Here is a 24,666-nt window from a genome sequence, read left to right as displayed (position 1 = left end):
GATTACCAGCCGGCAAGCACGATCTTGCCCAGCGTGGTGCCGGATTCGATCTGGGCGTGGGCGCGCCTCAGGTTCGCCGCCGAGATTTTTCCGTAGTTGTCGGTGATGGTCGAGCTGACCTTGCCGGCATCGACCAGTCCGGCAACCTTGGTCAGAAGCTCGTGCTGCCGGATGACATCCGCTGTCTGGTGTACAGGTCGCGCGAACATCATTTCCCAGTGCAGCGACAGCGCCTTCGATTTGAACAGCATGATGTCGAAGGATTTAGGGTCGTCGATCAGCGCCACCCTGCCCTGCGGCGCGATCAGTTTTGCGATCTCGCCGGCATGGGCATCGCTATGGGTCAGTGAAAACACGAAAGCTGGCGCCCCGATACCAAGTGCGGCCACCTGTTCCGCCATCGCCTTGTTGTGGTCGATCACATGATGCGCGCCGCGCGCCTTCACCCATTCGACCGTTTCGGGTCGCGATGCAGTGGCAATGACCGTCAGATCGGTCAGGGCACGCAGAAGCTGGATGGCGATCGAGCCGACGCCACCTGCGGCGCCGACGATGACGATGGCGTTGGCCGCACCAGCGACGGGCCGGGTCACGTCGAGCCGATCGAACAGCGCCTCATAGGCGGTGATCGTCGTCAGCGGCAGGGCGGCTGCCGCCGCAAAATCCAGGGAGCGCGGCTTCAGCGCCGCGATCCGCTCGTCCACGAGATGGAATTCGGCGTTCGAGCCGGGCCGGTTGATGGCCCCCGCGTAAAAGACCTCGTCGCCGGGCTTGAACAGGCTCGCTTCGGGACCGGTTTCAACAACCACGCCGGCGGCGTCCCAGCCGAGCACCCTGTGCTGGCCTTCAGCCGGCTTCGCAGCGGCACGCACCTTGGTGTCGACGGGATTGACCGAAACGGCCCTCACCTCGACCAGTATGTCCCGGCCAAGAGCCTTTGGGCGCAGCAGCTCTATGTCGACGAGGGATGAAGGGGCCGAAATCGGCTGTGGTTCCAGATACCCAATGGCACGCATGGCATGTCTCCTGTTTTGCGTACATGCCAGATGTGCTCTATGTGCTGTTTCCGCAAGAATGCACATTTATTGTATATAGTGTCGAAAATGATACCGTGGAGTAATCCCGTGGGCCGCATCCGTCATCAAGATCTGCGCAATTCACCCGCATGCCCCGTGGAGGGCACGTTGGAACTCATCGGCGGCAAGTGGAAAGGTGTCATCCTCTACCACCTCATCCAACAGGGTACACTTCGCTTCAACGAATTGCGCCGCAAGATGACGGTCACCCAGCGCATGCTGACCAATCAGTTGCGCGAACTGGAGACGAGCGGCCTGATCGATCGCAAGGTCTATGCGGAGGTGCCGCCCAAGGTCGAATATTCACTGACCGAACGTGGGCGGTCGTTGGAGCCGATCATTCTGGCGCTGAAGCGCTGGGGTGACGACAACATTCTCGCCACGGGTTACGTCGCGCCGGGCAACTGCTAGCGATCTTATGTTCGCGCGGGTGGGTTAGAAGCCGTCAAACACCCTGCGCAGGAAATTCACCAGCCAGACCGCCAGTTCACCGGTCTGATCCAGGTCCGGGTCGAAGATCGTCACATCCATGCCGACGCAACCCGGTCTGGCGACCAGTGCGGCCAGGATGGCAATGAGCTCATCCGGATCGATCCCCGGACTGCCAGGAGAATCGACCGCCGGCATGACAGACTGATCGAGCGCATCGACGTCGAAATGCAGCCAGTGACGGCCGTTGCCCGTCAGCACAGGCTCGCTTTTGGCAAGAACGCCTGCCGCGCCAAGCTCGCGCGCGGCGAATACATCGACCTGTGTGATATCCGTGGCTTCGATGTCACGCCAGGCGTAGTCGGCATCGCGGTTCTCACGCTCGCCGATCTGGATCACCTGATCGTCGCGGAGCAAAGGTCCCGCTATGCCCGGCCAGTCGGTGAGCAGTGTTTCGCCGCGCCCCGTCGCAGCCGCCAGATCCATGCCGGCGGCCGAGCCAAGCGGCAGATTGTCGTCGTCATTGCCTGGATGACGGAAGTCGCTGTGGCCGTCGACATGAACCAGCGACAACGGCCCCGAGCATCGCGCCCCTGCCAGGGCGCCGAGCAGGATCGTGCAGTCGCCGCCGATGACGAGCGGAAACGCCCCTCGCCCGATCGTATCGGCGACCAGATCGGCCAATCGCAGGTTGAAGCTGCGGATCGCCGGGCCATTGCGCAATTTCGTGTCAGGTTGTGGTTCGGTGCTGTACGAAGGGCGTTGCAGATCGATGATCCGCGCCGGCACCAACGCTTCGACCAGTCCAGCCTCCGTCAACGCCTGCGGCGCCCGCCAGGTACCTGGCTCATGGCCGGGCCGGAGTGGACGCAAACCAAGATTGAAGGGAGCTCGGATAAGATTGATGTCACGCATGGAATGGGCCCGGTTCAACGGGCCCAGCATAGGTTGCGTGCAACGTCGGCGCCATCGCGTGCGGGTAGTCTTCCGGTTCACTACCGACAGGTTCTGTCAGTTGACCTGCCTGCTATTTGCCGACTGCCTCGGGCGCGAACTGTGCCAGGAACTCCTCGCTCGGTGGGATCGGCTTGATCACGTCGATCAGAACGCCGTTCGGATCGCGGGTGATGAAATGGCGCTGACCAAATGGCTCGTCGCGCAGCGAACGCAGGATCGGCAATCCAGCCGCCGCGACCCGCTCGTGTACGGCATCGACATCCTTCACCTCGAAGTTGATGAGCAGCCCGGACGCACGGCCTCGTCCCTCTGCCGGGATGGTCTCGTGGTCGCCCTGCACGACGCCCAGATTGACACGTTTGTCCTCGGACGACTGCAGGTGCACATACCAGTCGCTTTCGAACAGCGGCTTGAAGCGGAAATGCTCGACATAGAAGGCAGTGGTGCCGGCGACATCGCCGGTCATCAGCACGGGGTAATAGCTGGTGGTTTTCATGGCTTTCCTTCCTCTCGAAATAAACATACAGTCTGCATGTAGAATGCATTAACATACAGGCTGCATGTATGCAAGAGGCGAATTCGCGCCGGTCCAACCGCGACCGCACCGAGGCCACGCGCGGCGAACTGGTCGCCGCCGCGCGGCGGCTTTTCACCGAGAAATCCTATGCGGAGACCGGCACGCCGGAAATCGTGGCCGCTGCCGGCGTCACGCGCGGCGCGCTCTATCATCACTTCGCCGACAAGCAGGCGCTGTTCCGAGCCGTGGTGGAGGCCGAGGCAGCAGCGGTCGCGAAAACGATCGAACAGGCCGCTCCGCGCACACTTTCAGCGCGAGACGCACTGCTGGCCGGCGGCGAGGCCTATGTCGCGGCCATGGGCCTGCCCGGCCGCACGCGACTGCTGCTGCTCGACGGGCCGGCGGTACTCGGACGGGCCGAGATGGACGACATCGATGGCCGGCATGGCAACCGCACCCTGCGCGAAGGACTGGCAGCGACGATGCGTGCAGGCGACTTGCCCAAGCTGCCGCTGGAAGCGCTGACATCCCTTTTGGGAGCAGCATTCGACCGTGCCGCGCTCGCGGTCGATGCAGGTGCTTCCGCGGACGACTATCGTGTGGTGCTTGCTGCCGTCATCGACGGACTGCTGCGCAAGGATCGTTCCTGACCCTCTTTTCTGCGCGCTTCGTCGGTCATGTGCTCCAGCTTCGAACAGACATTCGGCAGTTCCTGGCTGAACCGTTCGATCAGCCAGGCGCCAGCCGGCCCCGGCGGTGAATCTGCCCTGTAGAAGGCATGCAGAGGGTAAGGCCGCTCTGGATACGGCTCGAGATCGAGCACCTTCAAGCGCCCCAGCCGAACGTCTTCCAGGATCATCCATGTCGGCAGCCCGCCCCAGCCGAGACCGGACAGGATCAGGTCCCTTTTCGTCGACATGTCCGTCATGCGCCAGGTGCGATAGGCAAAAACGCTGAATTCCTTACCCTCGGTGACCTTGCTGACGTCGGAGACGACGAGCTGGATATGCTCGCGCACAAAAGACAGCGGCACCCTGCCTTTGTACATTGCCAGCGGGTGGCCTGGCGCAGCGACCGGCACCATCGAAGCTTCGCCGATACGCACCGACACCAGATCGTCGCCGAGATCACGCGGCGATCCGCCGAAGCTCAGATCGCTGAGCCGCCGCGCAAGCTGCTCCCATATCACGCCGAGCGCGCCGACATTGAGTTTCAGCGATACGGATGGGAATTCGGCCTCGAAAGCCGCCAGCGCCCTGACCAGGGCCGGCGAAGGCACTGTCACATCGACGGCGATCGTCAGTTCAGCCTCCAGCCCGCGTTTCAGCGCATCGGCGCGAGCGCGGATATCCTGCAGCACGCCGACCATGCGACGCGCATCGGCCAGCATCGCCTTGCCTTCCACGGTGAGTATAGGCTCACGTGTGCCTTCGCGGGTGAAGAGCTTGAGTTCGAGCTGCGCCTCCAGATTGGCGATGGCGTAGCTGATCACCGATTGTGCGCGGTTGAGACGGCGCGCTGCACCGGAGAAGCTCCCGGTTTCAGCCACTGCCAGGAACACCTGCAATTGGTCGAGGGTCGGGTTCGCCAGCATGGCTTATCCATTTTATAGATATATTCGATAGACATTTTCCCAATTTTTTAGATCAATGTCGAGCGTTATCTATCTCCCCGAAATCAGGCGGTCGCCCGCCATCACCAACGGAGAGCTGAAATGTCCAACATCCTTCTCGTGACCTCGAGCCCACGTGGCGAGGCTTCGCATTCCACCCGGGTCGCCACCGAGCTGGCCGACAAGCTGCAGGCTGCGCTGCCCGGATCCACGCTGACCAGGCGCGATCTCGTTGCCAACCCGCTGCCGCATATCGAGCCGGATTATGCCAGCGGTATCTTCACGCCGGCGGAGGCACGCACGCCGCGCCAGACCGAGGTCGTCTGTGTTTCCGATGCCGCCGTTGATGAACTGCTTGCAGCCGATCACATCATACTGGCCACCGGCTTCATCAATTTCTCGATTTCCTCGACGCTGAAATCATGGATCGACCACATCATGCGTTCCGGCCGCACGTTCTCCTACGGTGCGAACGGCCCACAAGGTCTGGTTACAGGCAGAAAGGTCTATGTGGTGCTGGCTTCTGGCGGCATCTATTCCGAAGGCCCCGGTGCCGTGATGGACTTCGCCGTCCCCTACTTGAAAAGCGTGCTGGCCTTCAACGGCATGACCGACGTGGAAATCATTCGCGTGGAAGGCGCAGCAAAGGGTGAGGACGCCCTGAATGCCGCGCTCGCCAAGGCCGCAAAACAGGTCGACACGCTTGCCGCCTCGGTAGCCGGATCAGCTCTCCGGGCTGTCGCGGCCTGAGCCAGTCGACCAAAGCAACAGCCGCCGTGTCGTCACGGCGGCTGTTGTGTTTTTGCTTGAAATCAAACGACTTAACCGAAAATACGCTCACCCTGCTCATCAATGAGCTGAACGCCCTTTTTCAGCGTGATGTCGACGGCATCATCAAGCCCGGCAAAACGGTCGGCGCGAATGAAACGATGCTCCTTCATCACGCCGTCGATCTCCTTGGAGATGACACCGCAGGTCTGGTACTGCCCATCCGCCTTGTAAGGCGTGGCGGCGATGGTGAAACCCTTGTGCTCGATTTCCTTGGCTGGTTTGGCTTTGCCGGGTGTTTCCGGTTCGCTGCCGCCACCGCCGCCGAACAGACGTTTAAAAAAGGACATGGGCGACCTCCACCGATTCAGCAACGCAGCGGCTCAGGGGTAGCCAGCGCGATTTCCAACCGTTCAGTAGCCGTCCTGACAGCAAGGGGCAAGCGCGGTGGGCTCCACCGGCCTGCCCCTTGCCTTGTGCTCTTGGCGCTTAGCGCTTGACCAGCGTTTCCAGCGCCTCGGCGGCATCCTTCAGGATGCTGGCCGCTTCAGCCTGCTTGTCGGCAGGCGCTTCGAGTATCTCTGCGAGCGCGGCACGCAGCCGGCGGCGCAGCAGCTTGAGTTCGGGGTTGCGCCGCTCGTCGCGGTCATGCCGCCGCTCGCGATCGTCGTCCCAGCCGAACCATTCGCGCGCCTTGGCCATCTTCTCGCTGACCCGCTCGAGGTGTTCGAGCGCACGCTCGACCATGTCGCGGTTTTCCTCCAGATGCGCCTCGCCGGCCTCCGTGATGGAAAACACCTTCTTGGCGCCTTCGGTGGACGAGACGGCATAGCCCGCCTCTTCCAGGAAAGTCAGCGTCGGATACACCACGCCGGGGCTCGGGCTGTAGATGCCCGAAGACCGTTCCTCGAGCGCCTTGATGATGTCGTAGCCGTGGCGCGGCGCGTCCGACAGCAAGGAAAGAACAATCAGCTTGAGGTCGCCGTCGCCGAACATGCGGCCGGCTCTCAGCATTTCGCCGGGTCCGCCATGACCGCGCCGGCCGTGACCGAAGGGACCCTGACCGCCGCGCCCACCGCCGAAACGGCCGGCCATGTGCCAGAACGCACGCTCGGCACGCTCCCCGAATGAATGATGTCTGTGCATTGATAACTCCTTACGTTATGTCTTACGATATATCTTAATTAGGAGCGCATCTTCGATGAGTCAAGATATATCTTACGATGCATCTTATGCGATTTGAAGCGAATGTTGATTTACCGGCGCGCCGCCGCTATATGAGCGGCGAAGGCAATCGCCTCTCCGTAAGCGTCTGACGTCAAGCAACGCATCCAATCCCGGTTCATCCGGGCTGAGCCCATGAGGCCAAGGATGCCCTGCCATGAACCGGACCTTTTTCGGAAAACTCCCATGACAAGCAATGTCACGCGTCGCAGGAAGCTGCCTGCGCGTTATGCCGCCATCATCAGCCCGCTTGTCCTCTCGCTGCTGATGACCTTCATCGTCTCGCTGATCTCGACGCTGAAGAGCCTCGGCCTCCACCCATCCATGCCCGGCATCTGGATGGTCGCCTGGGGCCTGTCGTGGCTGGTCGCTTTTCCAACCTTGCTCGTCGTGCTGCCGATCGTGCGCCGCGTCGTCGGCATGGTCTGCGAGCCGGCACGTTGAGCGGAGGTGCTTCGGCACCTCCCCTTTTCAGGCCAGATGAAGCAGCACCTCCCGCCGGTGCGGAAGGCTGCGATGCTCGAAAAGATAAATGCCTTGCCATGTGCCGAGCCCGAGACGGCCACCGACGACGGGGATCGATATCGAGACCAGCGTCAGCGCGCTCTTGATGTGCGCAGGCATGTCGTCCGCCCCCTCGAAGCGATGGACAAGGTAGTCCATGGACGGATCATCCGCCGGCGGCACCAGCCTGTGGAAGAAGGCTTCCAGGTCGCGCCTCACATCCGGGTCGGCATTCTCTTGGATGATAAGCGAGCAGGACGTATGCCTTACAAAGGCAGTCAGCAGGCCTGTCTCCACCGAGGTGCCAGCAATCCACCGTGCGACCTGATCGGTGAATTCATAGAGTCCCGCCCCATTGGTCGCGATGACAAGCTGCTTCTGCGTTCCAGCCAGTTTTCCCAGAACCTCTATTGCTGCGTCGTCAAAGCCAGCTTTGCGCTGAGCGCTACGAAGGCGGCGGCAAAGCTGCGCCTCAGCCAAGTCATCACGCGCACGCTGCCGACGATGCGGTCACGCACCGAGGCCGCACACAGGCCATAGATGGCGAAGATGATGAAGGTTGCCGCCATGAATACGCCCGACAACTCCAGCATGCGTGCCAGAACATTGGGTTCGTTGGGCGCGATGAACTGCGGCAGGAAGGCCACGAAGAAGATCGACAGCTTCGGATTGAGCAGGTTGATGAGCACACCGTCGACCAGGACCTGACGGACGCTGCGGGCATCGGGCTTTGTCTCCACCTTCAGTGCGCCATGCTCGCGCAGGCTCTGCCAGGCCATGTAGAGCAGATAGGCGACGCCGGCATATTTCACGATCTCGAAGGCGATGGCGCTGGCATGCAGCAGCGCCGCCAGTCCGGTCAATGCGGCGACCAGATGTGGCACGATGCCCAGCGTGCAGGCGAACGCCGCCAGCACACTCGCCCGTCCGCCGCGCGAAAGCCCCGCGGCAAGCGTGTAGACGACGCCGGTGCCCGGCGAAGCGACGATGATCAAAGTGGTGAGCAGGAATTCGGGCGACATGGGCGTTCTTCACCTGGACTGTTCGATTGAACCCTTTTGACGTACCACACTTGGCGACGCGCCATAAAGACCGCGGAACTGGCGGCCGAAATGCGAGCGCGAGGCATAGCCGGCCGCGCTGACCGCAGCCATGACATTGCCCTCGCCCCTGGCAAGGACATCATGGGCAAGCTTCATGCGCGTGGTGGAAAGCACCGCTCTAAGCGAGGTATCTTCATCGGCCAGTTGCCGCCGCAATGTCGAGGCACCCATGCCAAGCGCCTGACCAAGCATCTCGGCCGTCCAGCGCCGTGCGGGTGCCGAGGCGACCAGCAGGGCAACACGTTCCGGCAGGGAGACTTCGAACAGCCAGGCCGCAGCCGGCACGTTGCGCAGCAGGAGCAGCACTTCAGCCAGTCTGTGCTCGGCCAACAGCGCCGCGTGACCCGATGCAGCGAGTACCGGCGCTGCGTGGGAAAGTGCTGCAACCAGATCTTCCGTCAGCGGCACGCGCAGATCAAGCCCGGCAGCGGGGACTCCGGGCGGCCTGCCAAGGCGACGCACGGATTCCGGGACATGGTCCACTTCGACGATGAGGGACTCATAGATGCCGCTTGTCTCGGCCGGCACATTGACCACGTCGAAGGCCCGACCGTGCGGAAAGACGAACACGTCACCTTCTTCGAAACGCTGCCCGGCGTCGCCCAGCCAGATTTCCTTCGAACCGCTGAGGACGATGCCGATAAGTGGCTTCTCGTTGCTGATGCGGGCAAGCCGCTCGGCCGTAAAGCAGCAATAGCTGAACAGCTGCCGTCCGTGCAGGTGCATTCCAGGTTGTTTTTGCGGCCGGGCCGGGTCGAGCGCGAGTGGCCGCAAAGCCTGCAACAGACGCTCGGCGAGCCGGGACGATTTCGTGTCGTTCATTCACCGAGCTTAGTCTGCCGCAGAGTATCGCGCAACATGATGAGCGTTTCCGGCACATAATTCAAGCGCTTCCGGCACCACTCGCACGACGACAGATCGTAAACCCTGATCCACCGTCAACACAGGATCCAACGACGATGTTCAGAAATTTCATGTTCGCAGCGACCATCGCCGCCAACGCAGGCACCGCAAATGCCGCACCGCAGGTTGAACTCTGGCGCCTCGATTGCGGTCGCATCGCGGTCGGCGATCTCAGCGTCTTTTCCGATACCTTCGCCTATGCCGGTGAAAAAAAGACACTCACCGACAGTTGCTACGTCGTCAGGCACGGCAACGACTACATGCTGTGGGATACCGGCCTGCCCGCTGCCCTGCTCGGCAAGCCGCTGGCGGCCAACGAAGTGCTGGCACCGACGCTCGACCGCACGGTCCAGGATCAGCTCCGGGAGATCGCCGTGAAACCGGAGACCATCGGCCTGATCGGAATCAGCCATTATCACTTCGACCATGTCGGCCAGGCCGCCGGCTTCCCGAAGGCACGCCTGATGATCGGCAAAGCCGATCTGGAAGCGCTGAAGTCGAGGCCGGTGCCGTTCGGTGCGGAACCTTCCTTGCTTGCGCCCTGGCTCGGCGGTGGCGCGCCGGTCGACGCTGTTGAAGGCGACAAGGATGTCTTCGGCGACGGCTCGGTTGTGATGCTGTCCACGCCCGGCCATACACCCGGCAGTCACGCATTGTTGGTACGGCTCGCCGAGAAAGGACCTGTTCTGCTGAGCGGTGACGTCGCTCACTTCGAAAAACAGTTCGAAACAGGCGGTGTCCCACCCTTCAACACCAACCGCGCCGACAGCCTTGCTTCGATGACGCGGCTGCAGTCGATGGCCAGGACGCTTGGTGCGACCCTGATCGTCCAGCACGACCCCGATGATACCGCCAAGCTGCCAACCTTCCCGGCAAGTGCGAGATAAACCAGACCGAAAGGAAAACCCGGCCAATGACTTGGCCGGGTTTTCCGAATCTGTTCCCGAACGCGTTGAATCAGTTTCTCCGATAGGATTGCTGCCGATCAACAGCCCCGCGCTTTGCAAGAGCGTTACTTCCATTCATCACCAAACTGCCGCACTGTTGCCCTTGGGTCTTGGGTGTCGTTGTCCTCGCGTTTTTGACGAAACCCTTCCTTGCGCCCTCCACTTGTCACGATCGAGCCAATCGCTGCCGCAAGAGGCGCTGGTGTTGTGTCCGCCTCGGTGCTTTCAGCGTCACAGGGCGCGAATGCCGATGTACGCCTCAGCGTCGGCGCGTCCTGCCTGCTGCATCTGTTGCTCCTGGCCGGTGTGATGTTGCTGCCCGTCCCGCAAGCACTGCGCCTACCCCCGATCGAAAGCATCAAGGTCGATTTCGTGCCGGCGCCGAAGCCACCGGAACCGGTGCAGCGAGGTGAAGCGGCCTCAACACCCAAAGCGGTGCCAAATGCTCCCGCAGCGCAGCCGGCCTTTCAGGCACCGCTCGCAGCCCCTGCCCGGCAACCGATGGTCAAGGCCGAGAAGCTCTATTCCGCGCAGGTTCTTGCCGATCCGCGCAGCCGCGGCGCGCGCAAGGCTCTGCCGCAACTGGCGCCGCAGGAACGGGTCATCCAGCTCTGCAACATAGAAGCCCTGGCGCAACTGCGCCGACAGGGAACCGGCTTCCAGCCCGACCTGGTCGTTCCATACGCGATAAAGGACGCAAAGGTGACAGGCCGCAGGCTCGAAGCAGGAGGTGCTGCGATGCGCAGCAGGAAGCATTGGTACGGGCTCGCGTTCAATTGCGAGGTGGCACCGGACCTCAAGACCGTCGTCGCCTTCGAATTCCTGCTTGGTGCCGAGATTCCACGAGATCAATGGGCAGACCTCGATCTGCCCCTGGACGACGGCCCTGCCGATTGAACCAACATGCGCCCCGCCTCTGGGCTAACACACAGGCCTACCATACAACCCGTTGAATTCGTGCGTGAAACGGGCCTTACCATGGGCTTTGCACATCTTCGGATATAACTAGACTCTTTTAATCAAGTATAATATCCGAACGCCGTTCAATCGGAATCCAAAAGCCTGTCATGAAATTCCCAAGCCTGTTCGCAGCGGCGCTGATCAGCGGCACCGCCCTCTCAAGCCATGCCTTTTCGCAAGTCCAGCAACCGATCCTGGAAGTCGACGGCAATCTCGCCTACGGCAACGGTACCGGCGGCATCGGCCTGTTCCTGCCCTGGCAACTCGACAACGGCAATGCCGCCTTCTTCGACGTCAGTGGCAGCTTCGTCGAAGGCTCAGCCCGTCAGGGCTCCTTCGGGCTCGGCTATCGCCATCGCGCCGCGAATGACTGGGTCTATGGCGCCTACGGCTATTTCGACAGCTTCAACAGTGAATACGGCCACAACTTCAAGCAGTTGTCCTTCGGCGCGGAGGCACTTGGGCCGCTCTACGAGGCACGCGCCAACGTCTATCTGCCGCTGACCGACGAGAAGGCCATCGCCAGCCTCAGTCGCGTCTTCATCACGGGTGACGAGCTGAAATTCCGTGCCGGTGGCGAAATCGCCCGTGGCGGTTTCGACGCGGAAGCAGGTGTTCGGCTGCCGCTGTTCCCGGAAGACATGGCAGCCCAGATGAAGATCTTCGGCAGCACCTATTGGTATGACGGCAAGGGAGCGATTGACGACACGCTCGGTGTAAAGGCTCGGGCGGAGCTAAGCTTCGCCGGTCTCCCCGGTGTTTCGGGTTCGACACTGGCGCTCGGCGCTTCTGTCTCATACGACAAGCAGGATCGTACCGAGTTCGCCTTCACCGCACGCCTGCGTGTTCCGCTCGGCAGGTCGAACCGGGTCGGCCAGGCTGCCTTCGACCCGATGTATCAGCACGTCGAACGCGCCGATTTCATCCGCACCTATGCCGGCGCAACTGGCGCCGTGGAAGCAGCGGAATTCGTCTCGAATGGTCGCAAGATCGGCAAGGTGGTCAATGTCTCGGCCGCAAGCGACGCCAAGGCCATCAATGCGACGTTGACCGCCGCCGGCAAGGACGCCCTTGTCCTGGCCAGTGGCGATATCACGCTTGGCCAGACACTGCAGCTCGGCGTCGGGCAGTACATGCTTGGCGGCGGCGGCGTCATCGGGGTGCGGGGCACCAGCAGCCGCTTCGAGGCCGCCTTCCGCAACGAGGGCGCTGCAACGCGCCTGAGCGGCTCAAATCCGCTCGCAAACGTCGTTGCCATGGCCTCCGGCAGCACCATCGACCATCTCGTCATCAGCGGCGGCCTGAGTGCCATCGCCAGTAACGGGGCATCCGGGATCACGGTTCGCGACGTCCAGATCAGCAAGACCGCCGGCGACGGTATCCGCCTCGACAATGTCACGGGTGCACTCGTCGAAAAGACCTCGATCCGCGACCTCTACATCTGCAACAACAATTCGGATTGCGAGTTCGCGGTCGGCAACCCGAACCGGGCCCCTCATGCCGCGATCAGCGCGCTTGGCACCAGCGGGCTTACCGTGCGCGACACGACCATCGACAGCGTCACCTACGGCATTTTTGCCGGCAGCCGCATCGACGACACCGACTGGCCGCCGGTCATCACCCATGCGGCGAATGGCATCACGCTCGACAACGTGACAATCAGCAAGTCACGCCGCGAGGGCGTGCTGCTGGTCGCGGCAAAAGACGTGACCATGAACAAGGTGACGGTCGACAATTCCGCGCAAGGCCTCGACATGGACCTCGTCGTGCTGCAGGGCACGTCCAACGTCGCCATCACCAACATGACGCTGAAGGGCGGCATCAATGGCTTGATGCTGGTCACCGCATCGACCCTGCCCGAGGAAGCCAGGACCACCAACGTACGCGTCAACGGGCTGTCGATCGACAGCACCCGCAACGCCGGCATCTTCTTCAACCCGGTCTCCGACATTCATCTCGAGGACGTGGTGATCACCAATGCCGGCACCTATGGCGCCTTCATCTATGGCAGCGACTGGGACTTCCTCGGCGGGCCGGTGAAAAACATCACCTTCAAGAACATGCGCATCGAGAATGCCGCCAAATCCGGCCTCTACTTCATGGGACCGGCCGTCGATGTCGGCGGCGATGTCACGATCAAAGGCACACCGCGCAATTGCCTGGTGTCGAGCTTCGGTTCCTATGTGAACGGTTCGCTGACGCAGTCACCCGGCACGTCGCTGCTGATCAACGGCCGTGAGCTCAACGCCGGCAACTTCAAACCCAGCTGCCTGTGATCCGGGTTGTGGCCCTCGCATCGTCGCGGGGCCACTTTTCAGCCTTTTGGCCTTACGCATTTCTTGTCGCGGAACAGCGCCCATTCCTCGCAGAGGCGGCCATTCGGCATGCGGCAGTAACCGGACTGATTGCCATTGGCGTCAGTGCGGATTTTCAGCTTGCCGCCGATCTTCAAGCAATGAAGCGAAGCTGGGTTGGCCATGCCGATCTTCTTTGCGGCTTGCGCGTCTTCGATCGCCATGAACGGCAGGGCCGCAAGGCAGACGATTGTCATCAGGATGTTACGCATCGGTGACCTCCAGAGCGTTTTCCGCTTTTTGCCGGGAATGAGGAAACGCTTCAACTCTTGCTGGACTTGCTCAAAAGAAGAAGCCCGGGACGTGCCCGGGCTTCTTTGTCTTAGCTGTCGAGGAAGCTTCTCAGCTTGCGGCTGCGGCTTGGATGCTTGAGCTTGCGCAGAGCCTTGGCCTCGATCTGACGGATACGTTCACGCGTCACCGAGAACTGCTGGCCGACTTCTTCCAGCGTATGGTCGGTGTTCATGCCGATGCCGAAGCGCATGCGCAGCACGCGCTCTTCGCGCGGCGTCAGCGAAGCCAGCACCCGCGTGGTGGTCTCGCGCAGGTTTGCCTGGATCGCGGCATCGATCGGCAGGATCGCGCCCTTGTCCTCGATGAAATCGCCGAGATGCGAATCCTCCTCGTCGCCCACCGGCGTCTCGAGCGAGATCGGCTCCTTGGCGATCTTCAGCACCTTGCGCACCTTTTCCAGCGGCATGGCCAGCTTTTCAGCCAGCTCTTCCGGCGTCGGCTCGCGGCCGATCTCGTGCAGCATCTGGCGCGAGGTGCGTACGATCTTGTTGATCGTCTCGATCATGTGCACCGGGATACGGATGGTACGGGCCTGATCGGCGATCGAACGGGTGATCGCCTGCCGGATCCACCAGGTCGCGTAGGTCGAGAACTTGTAGCCGCGACGGTACTCGAACTTGTCGACCGCCTTCATCAGGCCGATATTGCCTTCCTGGATCAGATCCAGGAACTGCAGGCCGCGGTTCGTGTACTTTTTCGCGATCGAGATGACGAGGCGAAGGTTCGCTTCCACCATCTCCTTCTTGGCGATCGCTGCTTCGCGCTCGCCCTTCTGCACCTGGTTCACGATCTTGCGGAATTCCAGGATCGAGATCGCCGTCTCGGTAGCGAGATTCTGGATCTCGGAGCGCAGGTCCTGGATCGCGTTCTGCTCGTTCTTGGTGAACTCCTTCCAACCGCGCGTCGTCAGGTTGGCGATGTTCCGGGTCCAGTTCGGGTCCAGCTCGGAACCCTGGTATTCCTTGAGGAATTCCTCGCGGCGCACGCCATAGCTTTCAGCGAGACGAAGAAGCTTGCCTTCATTCTGCACCAGGCGCTTGTTGATGTCGTAGAGCTGCTCGACCAGAGCCTCGATGCGAGCCTGGTTGAGCGACAGCGACTTCACCGCCGTGATCAGTTCGTCCTTCAGCTCCTTCAGGCGCCGATCCTGGCTCGGCGAAAGCGTGCCCGCGGCAGCGAGACGGTTTTCGACCTGCTGATCCTGCAGCTTGCGCAGCTTCTTGTAGGTGTCGGCGATGACGTCCAGCGTCTCCATCACCTGCGGGCGAAGCTCCGCTTCCATCGCCGCCAGCGACAGGCTCGCCTCGTCCTCGTCCTCTTCGTCCTCCTCGAGGCCGCGGGTATCGCCGCCGACATTGGTGATGTCGTCCTCGTCGTCGCCGCCGCGGCGGCGCCCAGCCTTAGGCTCTTCCTTCGGCTTGGCGTCTTCCTCGACACGCTCGACGACCGGCGCCTGCTTGCCCTCGGGGCCGGCATAGGTGGCTTCGAGGTCGATGATCTCGCGCAGCAGGATCTTGGCTTCGTTGAGCTCGTCACGCCAGATGATGATGGCCTGGAAGGTCAGCGGGCTTTCGCACAGGCCCGCGATCATGGTCTCGCGGCCAGCCTCGATGCGCTTGGCGATGGCGATTTCGCCTTCGCGCGACAGCAACTCCACCGAACCCATCTCGCGCAGATACATGCGCACGGGGTCGTCGGTGCGGTCGGTCGGCTCCTTCTTGGCGACGGTGGCAACGGCAGTGCCGGTCTGTTCGGCAAGCTCGTTGGCGTCATCTTCAGACGAATCGGCGCTCTCGCCCTCGGCGTCGTCGCTCTGTTCGTCATCCTCGACGACGTTGATGCCCATGTCGTTGAGCATCGCATTGATATCTTCGATGCGGTCGGGGTCCGTCTCTTCCGACGGCAGCACCGCATTCAGCTCGTCAAGCGTGACATAGCCGCGTTTCTTCGCGGCCTTGATCATCTTCTTGACAGCATCGTCGGAAAGGTCGAGCAACGGGCCGTCAGTCGTGCCCTCGCGTTCGGTTTCGACCTCTTCCTTTTCCTTAGTCGCCATTCTAAGTCTTCTCCAGGCGGCCGTCCAAGGGGCCGCTTCGCTGCTGACAAATCAGTTGCGCTCGTTCACAAACGCGCCAGTCATGCCAGTACCTGCTTCTCACTTAAGTCCAGATTAACCCTGATATCTGTGGCGGGTTTCCCTTCCCGTCCAGTGCATACATCGTCATTTAGCGCCGATGCCGGGCATGGGTTAACGTTTCGAATCGTTCTGATTCCGTCATTCTGCCAGAAGGTCAAGCGCCTCTCGCATGATTCGCCTTAAAAAAGCGAATCAATTAGGCGCGCCTGATTGGTCGGCTATGCCCTGCCCGCCCGGCCGGAGGATACGCCAAACCCTTCGATCAATGCTTCTGTTGCCTGCACGTCGCGGAACTGCGCCTGGATTTCGACCAGATGCCGGTAATTCTCATCGGTGGGATCACTGGCGAGCGCCGCTTCGGCCTGCTTCAGCTCCCTATGTAATGTGCGTTGGCTGCGGTGCAAGTGCAGCACCTGGTTGAAGGCGTCGCGTGCATCGTCGGTCGCAGCACTTTCCAGCGCCGGCCACTGTCTGGTGCGGCGGATCAGCGCCACTGCCCGCTCCCATATCTCCCGACAGCCAATGCGGTCGATCGCCTCGATGATGGTGTCGCGGTCGCTCGCCTGGTCATGCGCCAGCGCATCCAGCAGCGCGGCATGCAGCCGGCGCAGGTCGCTGTTGGCGAGGTCAAGGAACTCGACATGCTCGAAATTCTCGTCGATCAGTGCCGGGTGGTTGACGAGCGCCACCATGACGGTTGCCTCACGCACCGACATCACGTCACCAGCGCGTTTCACCAGTGCCGAGCGGCCGAGGCTTTCGGTGATCGCATTGCGCCCGGCAGCGCCAGCCCCGCGCGACCATTGCCCGCCCTGCCGGTTGCCCTGGCCTCGTTCGCCACGTTCACCGGTCCGCGGAGGACGTCCTCCGCGTTGCGGCGCAAAGAAGCTTTGTACGCGTTCGCGCATCTCCTGCTGGTAGTGATAGCGGACGCTTTCGTCGCGGATCCGGCTGGTGATCTCGCGCAGCGTCTTTTCGAGTTCGGCGCGGCGCTCCGGTGTCTCGAAGATTTTGCCCCCGGTTTCACGCGTCCAGATCAGGTCCGCCAGCGGCCGTGCTTCTGCAAGCACCGCACGAAAGGCGTCCGGGCCGTCAGCCTTGACCAGGTCGTCGGGGTCCTTGCCTTCGGGCAGAAGCGCGAAACGCGCGGTGCGTCCGGACTGGACCGACGGCAGGATCAGGTCGGCCGCTCGCCAGGCGGCCTTGAGGCCGGCGCCATCGCCGTCGAAACACAAGACCGGCTCAGCCGACATGCGCCAGAGCAACTCCATCTGGTTTTCGGTGAGCGCCGTGCCGAGCGGTGCCACTGCGTTCTCGAAACCGGCCTGCGCCAGTGCGATCACATCCATATAACCTTCGACGGCGATCACCGTGCCGCCGCGCGCCACATCCTTGCGGGCACGCGCAAAATTGTAGAGCACATTGCCCTTGTGGAAGAGCTCGGTCTCGGGAGAGTTCAGGTATTTCGCCGAAACGTCCGCCGACATGGCGCGCCCGCCAAAGGCGATGATGCGCCCGCGCGAATCCGGGATCGGAAACATGATGCGGTCGCGGAAACGATCGTAGGAGACCGGGATATCGTCGCCGAACACCACCAGCCCGCAGGCCTCGATCTGCGCCTTCTCGACCCCCTTCGAGGCCAGGAACTCCTTCAGCGCGTTGCGGCTGTCCGGCGCGAAACCCAACCGGAACGACTGCTGTGTCGCCGGCGTCAGGCCGCGTTCGCGCAGGTAAGCGCGCGCCCTGGCCCCTTCGGAACCCTGCAGCCGCTCCTGGAAGAAGGCAGTCGCCATCTCCATGACATCGGTAAGGCTGGCGCGCTGCTTTTCGCGCTGCTCCGCCTGTTCGTCACGCGCAGGCATCGGCACGCCGGCCATCTCGGCAACGCGCTCGACCGCCTCGGGGAAGCTCATGCCGTCCAGCTCGGTGAGAAAGCGGAAATGGTCGCCCGAAACACCACAGCCGAAACAGTGGTAGCGCCCCTTCTTGTCCTCGCAATGGAACGATGGCGTCTTTTCGCCGTGGAACGGGCAGCACCCCCAATAGTCGCCGCGCGGCGCATTGGTCTTCTTCCTGTCCCAGGCCACGCGCAGGCCGATCAGCGAGGAGATCGGCACGCGGTCGCGTATCTCGTCGAGGAAGGTCGGGGGAAAGCGCATGGCGATCATATAAGCACGACCGCCGGAACTGGCTATCGTAATCGCTGGCAATGCCCGGTTTTCACAGACGGTGACGACAACGAAAAAAGCGGCCCCGATGGACCGCTTTTTTTTCTCGGAAGAATTCCGACTCAGCGCGCGGCAAGTGCGCCGGCGATCAGGCCGGTGGCAATACCGACAAGCAGATATTGATCGCCAACGCGGATCCACTGTTGGCCGGTACCCGGGCGGCGCAGCCCGTAGCGATCATAGTCGCGAATGCCCTGATAGCGCTTCCATTCCCGATAACGCTGGCCAGCTTTCCAGTGCGGCTCACGCACCACTTCCCTGCGGATGATCACGCGCTTTTCGACTGTGCGACGGTCGTAGCGGTTGTCGTAACGCCGGTCGCCATGGCGCCGCTCTTCGTAACGACGATCCTTGCGGATCGGCTCCTGCCACTGGACCTGGGTGACATTCGACTGCGGCACGGAGATCGTCGCGACTGGTGCTGCGAAGCCTTGCAGGGTCGATGCCGCCAGCATCGAAACGGCCATGGCCGAGAGAACAAGACGTTTCATGGGTGTAACTCCTCGTTTGTACACACGACGGAAATAGAGTTCACAACATGAACCAAAACTGAATGGCAGCATTACAATTTTGTAATGAACACTGATGGTTAGAAGACTTTCCGAACCTTCCCGAAGAATAATCCTGTCTCTTTGACCCAGCGCTTTGCAACAGCTGACCCGTCCATGCGTTTCATATCGACCAACGACACGGCATGGCCGTCCATGTCCAAATCCGACACCGGCCGCCGCTCGTCGAAGCATGGCGACATCAACAGCAAATTATTATCCGGCTAATGTAAGAATCGGCTCTTTTGCCCTATATGTAGCTTTCATGATGAACTCTGTTTCAAATCAGGCCGACGCCAGTTTGGCTCCACCGGCCAAGCGTCCAGCCGCAAATCCTGACGGATTGCGGCATGCCGTGCGCTGCGTATCGAGGCTGCGTCCATGAGCGGCTCGGTCGTGCTCCTGCATCTGGCCGGTGCCGTGGCGCTGATGCTGTTTGCCACCCGGATGGTGAAGACCGGTGTCGAGCGCGCCTATGGCGATGTGTTGCGGTTGAAGCTGCGCGGCACCATGAAGAACCCGCTGCTGGCGGTGCTGACGGGAACCGCGCTGGCGATCGCACTGCAGAGTTCGACGGCTGTCACGCTGCTGGTCGGCTCCTTTGCCGGTGCCGGCATTGTCTCCGGCATGGCCGGACAGCTCGCGGTGCGCGGCGCCGAAATCGGCTCGGCGCTGGTCGTCAAGCTGCTCACCTTCGATCTGACGCTGATCGTGCCGATCTGCCTGATCACCGGCACGATCATGTTCATGGCCACCGAACGGCGCGACTGGCGCCAGATCGGCCGCATCCTCATCGGCGTCGGCCTTCTCCTCCTGTCGCTGGAGATGATCGGCCAGGCCTCCGAGCCGCTGCGCGAGAGCCAGTTGCTGCCCGTCATCATCGACTATTTCAAGGGCGACCCCGTTACCGCCTATCTTCTGGCGGCGCTTGCCACCTGGTTGTTCCAGTCGAGCATCGCCGCAGTGCTCCTGATGACCACGCTGGCCGGGCGCGGCTTCATCCCGCCGGATCTCGGTATCGTCCTGGTGCTGGGCGTCAATCTCGGCTCGTCGATCATAGCACCCCTGCTAACCCGCAACGCCGAGCCGGCCGTGCGTGTCGTGCCGCTTGGCAACCTTCTGATGCGCGGGCTCGGCTCGCTGCTGATGCTGACCCTATTCCTTGCCCTCAAACCACCGGTGACGTTCCTCGGCAACACCGGGCCGGACCAGATCGTCAACGCGCATATCCTGTTCAACGTCATCGTCCTGCTGGCAGGCCTGCCTTTGGCCGGGCTCGTCTACAGGGCCTCCCAGAAGATCGTGGCAATGGGCGCCAAGGAAGCTCCGGCGGACCCCTTCCAGGTCACCGAACTGTCGGCACTCAATGAAGCGGCGCTCAACGTGCCGTCGCAGGCGCTCGGCAACGCCACCCGCGAAGTCGTGCGCGTTTGCGAAACCGTCGAGATCATGCTGAAGCGCGTCATCGACCTCTATGAACAGGCCGACGAAGACAAGATCAAGGCGCTCGCAGCCCTTGACGACCGGGTCGACCAGAAGCACGCCGCCATAAAGCTCTACCTCGCCAAGGTGACCAAGAACTCGCTCACCGAGGACGAGGCCTTGCGTTGCCAGGAACTGATCGGTGCCTGCGTCAAGCTCGAACAGGTTGGCGACATCATCGTGCGCAATATGCTGCCCCTGGTGCGCAAGAAGATGGAGCGCGGACTGGAATTCACACCCGAGGGCTGGCGGGAACTCACCGCCTTCCACGCTTCGGTGCTTGCCAACGCAAGGCTGGCCTTCAACGTGCTGGTTTCCAGCGACGCCGAGACCGCTCGTCAGATCGTTGAGGAAAAGGACCGGTTGCGCGACCATGAGAAGCAGACCAGCCAGGCGCATTTCCTGCGTTTGCGCGATGGCTCGCCCAACAGCATCGAAACCAGCAGCATCCATCTCGACACCATTCGCGACCTGAAACAGATCAACTCGCTGCTCGCCTCCATCGCCTATCCGGTGCTGGAAAAGCGTGGCCTGCTCAGCGATTCCCGCCTGCGCGCCAGCTGACCGCAACGGATGGCTATCCAGAAAAACTAAACCGTGGTCCACGATTTCTGGATTGCCTGACAGACGCGATCGTGTTCTGAGGCCGTTTCATAGGCCTTTTGAGCAATATGATGCCGCTTCCCCTGATTGCCCTTTTCCTTGCCGCTTTTGCTTTCGGCACGACCGAGTTCGTCATCGCCGGCGTGCTGCCACAGGTGGCGGAAGGTCTGAGTGTCTCCATTCCGAGCGCCGGCTACCTCGTTTCCGGCTATGCACTCGGCATCGCCATCGGCGGTCCGCTGCTGACGCTCGCCACGTCGAGGGTCTCGCGCAAGACGTTGCTGATTGCCCTTGCCGTTGCCTTCACCATCGGCCAGGTCGCCTGCGCCGTAGCACCCGATTTCCTGTCGATGCTGGCGCTGCGCGTGGCAGTCGCAGTTGCACATGGCGCCTATTTCGGCGTCGCCATGGTGGTTGCCGTCGGCCTGGTTCGCCCCGAACAGCGCGGCATGGCGATCGCGCTGGTCCTGTCCGGCCTGACTGTTTCCAACATCATCGGCGTACCGGTCGGCACCGCGATCGGCAATCTCTGGGGCTGGCGCGCCACTTTCTGGGTGATGAGCCTGCTGGGTGTCGCCTCCCTGCTGGCCATGGCGGTTCTCCTCCCCCGCGCCACCGGAGCCTCCGCGAGACCGGCCGGGCTGGCGCATGAAGTGCGGGCTCTGGGCCGCCAGCAGGTATGGACCTCGCTCATCCTGATGTTGATGCTGATGATGGGCCAGATGACGCTCTATACCTACATCACCCCATTTCTCGAGGAAGTCACAGGGCTGACCAAGGCGCAGGTGCCGTGGGTTCTCCTGCTCAACGGCGTCGGCGCCACGATCGGCGTTTTCGTCGGCGGGCGATTGGCGGACTGGAAGCTGATGCCGTCACTCATCACCATGTTCGCGCTGCAGGCGGTGATGCTGACGATCGTCTATCTGGTCAGTCCTTACCCGCTGCCGATGGTCGTGGCGATCACCCTGTGGGGAGCACTCAACTTCTCCATCGGTGCTCCGATCCAGGCCCGTATCCTGTCCTGGACAGCCGACGCCTCCAACCTTGCCTCGTCGCTGATCCCGTCAGGCTTCAACATCGGCATTGCGCTCGCCTCTTCAGTCGGTGCCATGATCCTCAGCGCCGGCTACGGCTATCGCATCCTGCCCGTGCTCGGCATCGTCGCCATGGTCGTGGCGTTTGCCGTAGCGGTCATCTCCTACGCCGCCGAGCGCCGCAGCGGCCTGCGGCCACCCATGCCGGCGAGTGCAGCTGAGTAATCCCGAAAGCGTGCGCCCTACCAGAGATACGGGATCAGCCGATAGCGCACGCGTTGGCTGTAGTCGCCATAGTCGACGAACTGACGCCGCAGCGCCTTTTCCTCGTTCACGGAACGCCATGCCAAAGCGAGGCTGAGCACCAGCGAACCCCAGAGACCGCTCCACGAACCGAGCAGCAGCGGCATGCCGAAGAACAGAAGCAGCGCGCTCGAATACATCGGGTGGCGCACCAGCGCGTAGGGTCCGGTGTCGATCACCGTCTGGCCTTCCTGGATCTTCACCACGGGCGCCGCGAAGGTGTTCTCGTTGAAGGTCCAGAAGCAACCTGCGTAATTCGCGAGAATCAGAAGGCCGCCGGTGATCTGGAGCCACATGGGCACGGCCATGAAGTTCGACCGTGCCGCATCCCACGGCATGAACGCGAACCACGCAAAGAAGGCGAGCGTGAACAGCGACAGCCAGATCTTGTCCCAGCCCTCCTGGTCCTTCTGGATCGGCGACGCCATCCGTTCCCGCAGCAATTGCGGGCTACGGTGTGCAAGCCAGGCAATCATCGCAATGCCACCGCCACCAAACAGGATGATCATCGTCCATCCGGCTGGATAGGCGAGCGTGCCGGCGGCGAGAAAGGTGATCCCCGCCATGAACAGCATCCAGACAATCAATTGCAGATAATAGCGGATCATGGCCGCCTCGCTTCGACGTGCAGAGATATTCGGCCGCCTCATGGCCCGCGTCAATTTCGCTGGCAGCGCTGCAATGGACTTCATGCTGCGATCAATAAGCGCCGCCCTCGCAACAAGGCTGCTTGAGCTTAGTTCAGCACACGCACCAGCCATAGCGAGAGCACTGGCAACGCCGTCAGCAGCGCCAGCCTGATCACGTCGGCGATGACGAAGGGCATCACTCCGCGATAGGTGCGGGTGATCGGCACATCGCCGGCGATCTTGTTGATGATGAAGACATTGAGACCGATCGGCGGCGCGGCGAGCCCGATGCCGACCACCACCAGCACGAGGATGCCGAACCAGATCGCCACATCCTCCGCGCTCATGCCGAAATCCAGCGCCAGCACGATCGGCACGAAGACCGGCAGGGTAAGCAGGATCATCGCCAGTTCGTCCATGACCGCGCCCAGCACGATATAGACCAGCAGCATGCCGACCAGCACCGCATAGGGAGCCATGCCGGAATTGCCGATCATCTCGGCAACGGTGGAAGGCATGCGCGTCAGTGCCAGGAAAGCACCGAACACTTCCGCGCCAAGCAGGATCAGGAAGATCATGCCCGAGGTCTCGGCCGTCTGCAGCAGCGCCTCGCGCATGTTGCCGACATCGAGCTTGCGCTGCGCGAGCCCGAAGACAAGCATGACGATGACACCGACCGCCGCTCCCTCGGTCGGGGTGAAGACACCGCCATATATGCCGCCCACGACGATGACCGCGACGGCAGCAGCGGGCACCAGCGCGAAATCGGCTACCAGCAGCACCAGCCCGATGATCGCCGCCAGCACCGCGACTGTTATGCTGACCAGCCCGAAGAACCCCGCGCCGATGGCAGCCAATGCAACCAGGCCACCCGCCGGGCGCGCCCACGCCGGTTGTGGCAGGCGTTCGACCTCACGTTCGACAGGCGGGGCCAATTCCGGCCGCCGCCGCACGACGACGGCAATCGCGATGCAGTAGAAGGCAGCAGCCAGCAGGCCGGGAATGAGCGCCGCCTGGAACAGCTTGGCGATGTTCTGCTCGGCGGTGATGGCATAAATGACCAGGATGACCGAGGGCGGGATGAGGATGCCCAGCGTGCCGCCTGCCGCAATCGTGCCCGTGGCGAGGCCGAGGTCGACTTTGGCTCGCCGCAGTTCCGGCATCGCCGCGCGCCCGAATGTCGCGGTGGTCGCAACCGAGGAACCGCAGATGGCGCCAAAACCGGTACAGGCAAGGATGACTGCCATCGGCAGACCGCCGCGTGTCTTGCCCAGCCGCCGCTCCGCTGCCTGGAACAGCGTCGCGGCCATACCGGAACGCTCGGCCAGCGCCCCCATCAGGATGAACAGCGGAATGACCGAAAGCGTATAGGAGGCGAACTGCCGGTAGGTATTGGTCTGCAGGTAGTAGAACAGCGCATTCCAGCCGGAGAGATAGGCATAGCCCCCTGCCCCGACCACCAGCATGGCAAGCGCGATCGGCATGCGGATGGCGATCAGCACCAGCATCGCCGCGAAACCGAGAAGGGCAAGTTGGACGCCGCTCACGTACGGCCTCCGAACTTCAGCACGGCAACCGCCAATGCACCAAGAAAGGCCACGGCAGCAAGGACCGCACAAACGGCGTAGACCGGCCAGATCGGCCAGGAGATCTGAACCATGGTTTCATTGTACTGGAAGGACTCCTGTGCGCCGGAAACCAGCCCCCAGGCGAAAAAGCCGAGGAAGGCGGCGAGCACGAGATCCCAAACCGCATCGATCCTGGCATTCACCCTGGCCGGGAGGCGCTGCGTGAAAGTATCGACCGCTATGTGGCCGTTTCGCATCTGCGTGTAGGGCAGGAAGGCGAAGACTGCTACGCCGATGCCGATCTCGACAAATTCATAGTCGGCCGGGATCGGCTTGCTGAACAGCCAGCGACCGACCACACTTGTGGTAACGAGCCCTGCGACGATCAGGATCAGCAGGCCGCCTGCAATCGCCACGGCGGCCGCTATCTTTTCAGCGACAAGGGCGAAGCGCCCCGGCGATCCCGATTGCGCCTCCATCAGACCT

At 62.2% G+C, this 24,666-nt stretch carries 25 protein-coding genes; 9 read left to right on the top strand and 16 right to left on the bottom strand.

Features of this window, described 5'->3' with window-relative positions; genetic code table 11:
* Positions 1-2 precede the first annotated feature (2 nt).
* On the bottom strand, positions 3-1,016 hold the full coding sequence (locus tag ACFJIU_RS04635; RefSeq protein ID WP_379068001.1) for a zinc-binding alcohol dehydrogenase family protein: 1,014 nt from the start codon (positions 1,014-1,016) through the stop codon (positions 3-5).
* Between the two features lie 87 nt (positions 1,017-1,103).
* Between ACFJIU_RS04635 and ACFJIU_RS04630 the strand changes: the two genes are divergently transcribed.
* Complete coding sequence (locus ACFJIU_RS04630) at positions 1,104-1,487, top strand: winged helix-turn-helix transcriptional regulator (RefSeq protein WP_379067998.1); 384 nt, start codon at positions 1,104-1,106, stop codon at positions 1,485-1,487.
* Between the two features lie 24 nt (positions 1,488-1,511).
* Here the strand turns inward: ACFJIU_RS04630 and ACFJIU_RS04625 are convergent, their stop codons facing one another.
* Complete coding sequence (locus ACFJIU_RS04625) at positions 1,512-2,420, bottom strand: arginase family protein (RefSeq protein WP_379067995.1); 909 nt, start codon at positions 2,418-2,420, stop codon at positions 1,512-1,514.
* 112 nt (positions 2,421-2,532) lie between these two features.
* A complete protein-coding gene (locus tag ACFJIU_RS04620) occupies positions 2,533-2,958 on the bottom strand; it encodes a VOC family protein (protein ID WP_379067992.1) in 426 nt (141 codons plus the stop codon).
* Between the two features lie 68 nt (positions 2,959-3,026).
* Here ACFJIU_RS04620 and ACFJIU_RS04615 point away from each other — a divergent pair, with 68 nt between their 5' ends.
* Entirely contained in the window at positions 3,027-3,629 is a 603-nt protein-coding gene (locus ACFJIU_RS04615; RefSeq protein ID WP_379067989.1) for a TetR/AcrR family transcriptional regulator, read from the top strand.
* Here the strand turns inward: ACFJIU_RS04615 and ACFJIU_RS04610 are convergent.
* Positions 3,572-4,573, bottom strand: a complete 1,002-nt coding sequence (locus ACFJIU_RS04610; protein ID WP_379067986.1) for a LysR family transcriptional regulator — start codon at positions 4,571-4,573, stop codon at positions 3,572-3,574. The two genes, ACFJIU_RS04615 and ACFJIU_RS04610, sit on opposite strands and share 58 nt — an antisense overlap.
* A 120-nt stretch (positions 4,574-4,693) precedes the next feature.
* Here ACFJIU_RS04610 and ACFJIU_RS04605 point away from each other — a divergent pair, with 120 nt between their 5' ends.
* Positions 4,694-5,341, top strand: a complete 648-nt coding sequence (locus tag ACFJIU_RS04605) for an FMN-dependent NADH-azoreductase (RefSeq protein WP_379067983.1) — start codon at positions 4,694-4,696, stop codon at positions 5,339-5,341.
* A 71-nt stretch (positions 5,342-5,412) separates the two neighbouring features.
* Here the strand turns inward: ACFJIU_RS04605 and ACFJIU_RS04600 are convergent, their stop codons facing one another.
* Together ACFJIU_RS04600 and ACFJIU_RS04595 are read right to left on the bottom strand one after the other, a co-directional pair.
* Positions 5,413-5,709, bottom strand: a complete 297-nt coding sequence (locus tag ACFJIU_RS04600) for an HlyU family transcriptional regulator (RefSeq protein ID WP_379067980.1) — start codon at positions 5,707-5,709, stop codon at positions 5,413-5,415.
* A 139-nt stretch (positions 5,710-5,848) separates the two neighbouring features.
* A complete protein-coding gene (locus ACFJIU_RS04595; RefSeq protein WP_379067978.1) occupies positions 5,849-6,505 on the bottom strand; it encodes a PadR family transcriptional regulator in 657 nt (218 codons plus the stop codon).
* Positions 6,506-6,769: 264 nt separating this feature from the next.
* Here ACFJIU_RS04595 and ACFJIU_RS04590 point away from each other — a divergent pair, with 264 nt between their 5' ends.
* Positions 6,770-7,027 carry a DUF2798 domain-containing protein gene (locus ACFJIU_RS04590; RefSeq protein WP_379067975.1) on the top strand — a complete coding sequence of 86 codons (258 nt, stop codon included), beginning with the start codon at positions 6,770-6,772 and terminating at the stop codon, positions 7,025-7,027.
* Positions 7,028-7,054: 27 nt separating this feature from the next.
* Here the strand turns inward: ACFJIU_RS04590 and ACFJIU_RS04585 are convergent, their stop codons facing one another.
* The 3 genes from ACFJIU_RS04585 to ACFJIU_RS04575 are packed head-to-tail and all read right to left on the bottom strand — an operon-like array spanning position 7,055 to position 9,012.
* Entirely contained in the window at positions 7,055-7,480 is a 426-nt protein-coding gene (locus tag ACFJIU_RS04585) for a secondary thiamine-phosphate synthase enzyme YjbQ (protein WP_379072960.1), read from the bottom strand.
* Between the two features lie 14 nt (positions 7,481-7,494).
* Entirely contained in the window at positions 7,495-8,109 is a 615-nt protein-coding gene (locus ACFJIU_RS04580) for a LysE family translocator (protein ID WP_379067972.1), read from the bottom strand.
* A gap of 9 nt (positions 8,110-8,118) precedes the next feature.
* A complete protein-coding gene (locus tag ACFJIU_RS04575; RefSeq protein ID WP_379067970.1) occupies positions 8,119-9,012 on the bottom strand; it encodes a helix-turn-helix domain-containing protein in 894 nt (297 codons plus the stop codon).
* 137 nt (positions 9,013-9,149) lie between these two features.
* On the opposite strand from ACFJIU_RS04575, the gene ACFJIU_RS04570 reads away from it, so the two are divergent.
* The 3 genes from ACFJIU_RS04570 to ACFJIU_RS04560 all read left to right on the top strand — a co-directional run bounded on the left by ACFJIU_RS04570 (position 9,150) and on the right by ACFJIU_RS04560 (position 13,276).
* Positions 9,150-9,980 carry an N-acyl homoserine lactonase family protein gene (locus tag ACFJIU_RS04570; protein WP_379067967.1) on the top strand — a complete coding sequence of 277 codons (831 nt, stop codon included), beginning with the start codon at positions 9,150-9,152 and terminating at the stop codon, positions 9,978-9,980.
* A 210-nt stretch (positions 9,981-10,190) separates the two neighbouring features.
* Complete coding sequence (locus ACFJIU_RS04565; RefSeq protein ID WP_379067964.1) at positions 10,191-10,937, top strand: DUF930 domain-containing protein; 747 nt, start codon at positions 10,191-10,193, stop codon at positions 10,935-10,937.
* 170 nt (positions 10,938-11,107) lie between these two features.
* The gene (locus tag ACFJIU_RS04560) at positions 11,108-13,276 is read left to right on the top strand and encodes a right-handed parallel beta-helix repeat-containing protein (protein WP_379067962.1); all 2,169 of its coding nucleotides are present in this window, start codon (positions 11,108-11,110) and stop codon (positions 13,274-13,276) included.
* A gap of 38 nt (positions 13,277-13,314) precedes the next feature.
* On the opposite strand, the gene ACFJIU_RS04555 is transcribed toward ACFJIU_RS04560, so the two are convergent.
* From ACFJIU_RS04555 to ACFJIU_RS04540, 4 genes are all read right to left on the bottom strand, one after another.
* The gene (locus ACFJIU_RS04555; RefSeq protein WP_379067959.1) at positions 13,315-13,566 is read right to left on the bottom strand and encodes a DUF333 domain-containing protein; all 252 of its coding nucleotides are present in this window, start codon (positions 13,564-13,566) and stop codon (positions 13,315-13,317) included.
* Between the two features lie 110 nt (positions 13,567-13,676).
* Positions 13,677-15,704 carry an RNA polymerase sigma factor RpoD gene (gene rpoD / locus ACFJIU_RS04550; RefSeq protein ID WP_379067956.1) on the bottom strand — a complete coding sequence of 676 codons (2,028 nt, stop codon included), beginning with the start codon at positions 15,702-15,704 and terminating at the stop codon, positions 13,677-13,679.
* Between the two features lie 299 nt (positions 15,705-16,003).
* Positions 16,004-17,944 (bottom strand): DNA primase, encoded by a 1,941-nt coding sequence (gene dnaG, locus ACFJIU_RS04545; protein WP_379072958.1) that lies wholly within the window; start codon positions 17,942-17,944, stop codon positions 16,004-16,006.
* Between the two features lie 131 nt (positions 17,945-18,075).
* The gene (locus ACFJIU_RS04540; protein WP_379067953.1) at positions 18,076-18,504 is read right to left on the bottom strand and encodes an RcnB family protein; all 429 of its coding nucleotides are present in this window, start codon (positions 18,502-18,504) and stop codon (positions 18,076-18,078) included.
* A 438-nt stretch (positions 18,505-18,942) separates the two neighbouring features.
* Here ACFJIU_RS04540 and ACFJIU_RS04535 point away from each other — a divergent pair, with 438 nt between their 5' ends.
* Both ACFJIU_RS04535 and ACFJIU_RS04530 read left to right on the top strand, forming a co-directional pair.
* On the top strand, positions 18,943-20,607 hold the full coding sequence (locus tag ACFJIU_RS04535; RefSeq protein ID WP_379067950.1) for a Na/Pi cotransporter family protein: 1,665 nt from the start codon (positions 18,943-18,945) through the stop codon (positions 20,605-20,607).
* Positions 20,608-20,717: 110 nt separating this feature from the next.
* Positions 20,718-21,905 (top strand): MFS transporter, encoded by a 1,188-nt coding sequence (locus ACFJIU_RS04530; RefSeq protein WP_379072956.1) that lies wholly within the window; start codon positions 20,718-20,720, stop codon positions 21,903-21,905.
* 17 nt (positions 21,906-21,922) lie between these two features.
* Here the strand turns inward: ACFJIU_RS04530 and ACFJIU_RS04525 are convergent, their stop codons facing one another.
* From ACFJIU_RS04525 to ACFJIU_RS04515, 3 genes are all read right to left on the bottom strand, one after another.
* A complete protein-coding gene (locus ACFJIU_RS04525) occupies positions 21,923-22,591 on the bottom strand; it encodes a methyltransferase family protein (RefSeq protein ID WP_379067947.1) in 669 nt (222 codons plus the stop codon).
* A gap of 128 nt (positions 22,592-22,719) precedes the next feature.
* Complete coding sequence (locus ACFJIU_RS04520; RefSeq protein ID WP_379067944.1) at positions 22,720-24,159, bottom strand: TRAP transporter large permease; 1,440 nt, start codon at positions 24,157-24,159, stop codon at positions 22,720-22,722.
* Positions 24,156-24,659: a TRAP transporter small permease gene (locus ACFJIU_RS04515; protein ID WP_379067941.1), complete on the bottom strand. Its 504-nt coding sequence runs from the start codon at positions 24,657-24,659 to the stop codon at positions 24,156-24,158. The genes ACFJIU_RS04520 and ACFJIU_RS04515 overlap by 4 nt, the downstream gene beginning before the upstream one ends.
* Between the last annotated feature and the right edge of the window lie 7 nt (positions 24,660-24,666).

The organism is Mesorhizobium sp. UC74_2 (genome assembly GCF_042701485.1).
Classification (GTDB): Bacteria; Pseudomonadota; Alphaproteobacteria; order Rhizobiales; family Rhizobiaceae; genus Mesorhizobium.
Note: the sequence above shows the minus strand (reverse complement) of the source record. Positions and strands in the feature narration are given on the sequence as shown.

Bases quoted from the DNA above. Each gene is read 5' to 3' on its own strand.
- ACFJIU_RS04555 (WP_379067959.1), bottom strand. From the start codon at position 13,566: ATGCGTAACATCCTGATGACAATCGTCTGCCTTGCGGCCCTGCCGTTC.
- ACFJIU_RS04580 (WP_379067972.1), bottom strand. From the start codon at position 8,109: ATGTCGCCCGAATTCCTGCTCACCACTTTGATCATCGTCGCTTCGCCG.
- ACFJIU_RS04615 (WP_379067989.1), top strand. From the start codon at position 3,027: ATGCAAGAGGCGAATTCGCGCCGGTCCAACCGCGACCGCACCGAGGCC.
- ACFJIU_RS04570 (WP_379067967.1), top strand. From the start codon at position 9,150: ATGTTCAGAAATTTCATGTTCGCAGCGACCATCGCCGCCAACGCAGGC.
- ACFJIU_RS04575 (WP_379067970.1), bottom strand. From the start codon at position 9,012: ATGAACGACACGAAATCGTCCCGGCTCGCCGAGCGTCTGTTGCAGGCT.
- ACFJIU_RS04610 (WP_379067986.1), bottom strand. From the start codon at position 4,573: ATGCTGGCGAACCCGACCCTCGACCAATTGCAGGTGTTCCTGGCAGTG.
- ACFJIU_RS04600 (WP_379067980.1), bottom strand. From the start codon at position 5,709: ATGTCCTTTTTTAAACGTCTGTTCGGCGGCGGTGGCGGCAGCGAACCG.
- ACFJIU_RS04535 (WP_379067950.1), top strand. From the start codon at position 18,943: ATGAGCGGCTCGGTCGTGCTCCTGCATCTGGCCGGTGCCGTGGCGCTG.
- ACFJIU_RS04605 (WP_379067983.1), top strand. From the start codon at position 4,694: ATGTCCAACATCCTTCTCGTGACCTCGAGCCCACGTGGCGAGGCTTCG.
- ACFJIU_RS04560 (WP_379067962.1), top strand. From the start codon at position 11,108: ATGAAATTCCCAAGCCTGTTCGCAGCGGCGCTGATCAGCGGCACCGCC.
- ACFJIU_RS04530 (WP_379072956.1), top strand. From the start codon at position 20,718: ATGCCGCTTCCCCTGATTGCCCTTTTCCTTGCCGCTTTTGCTTTCGGC.
- ACFJIU_RS04515 (WP_379067941.1), bottom strand. From the start codon at position 24,659: ATGGAGGCGCAATCGGGATCGCCGGGGCGCTTCGCCCTTGTCGCTGAA.
- ACFJIU_RS04595 (WP_379067978.1), bottom strand. From the start codon at position 6,505: ATGCACAGACATCATTCATTCGGGGAGCGTGCCGAGCGTGCGTTCTGG.
- dnaG (WP_379072958.1), bottom strand. From the start codon at position 17,944: ATGCGCTTTCCCCCGACCTTCCTCGACGAGATACGCGACCGCGTGCCG.
- ACFJIU_RS04540 (WP_379067953.1), bottom strand. From the start codon at position 18,504: ATGAAACGTCTTGTTCTCTCGGCCATGGCCGTTTCGATGCTGGCGGCA.
- rpoD (WP_379067956.1), bottom strand. From the start codon at position 15,704: ATGGCGACTAAGGAAAAGGAAGAGGTCGAAACCGAACGCGAGGGCACG.
- ACFJIU_RS04590 (WP_379067975.1), top strand. From the start codon at position 6,770: ATGACAAGCAATGTCACGCGTCGCAGGAAGCTGCCTGCGCGTTATGCC.
- ACFJIU_RS04630 (WP_379067998.1), top strand. From the start codon at position 1,104: ATGATACCGTGGAGTAATCCCGTGGGCCGCATCCGTCATCAAGATCTG.
- ACFJIU_RS04620 (WP_379067992.1), bottom strand. From the start codon at position 2,958: ATGAAAACCACCAGCTATTACCCCGTGCTGATGACCGGCGATGTCGCC.
- ACFJIU_RS04635 (WP_379068001.1), bottom strand. From the start codon at position 1,016: ATGCGTGCCATTGGGTATCTGGAACCACAGCCGATTTCGGCCCCTTCA.
- ACFJIU_RS04625 (WP_379067995.1), bottom strand. From the start codon at position 2,420: ATGCGTGACATCAATCTTATCCGAGCTCCCTTCAATCTTGGTTTGCGT.
- ACFJIU_RS04525 (WP_379067947.1), bottom strand. From the start codon at position 22,591: ATGATCCGCTATTATCTGCAATTGATTGTCTGGATGCTGTTCATGGCG.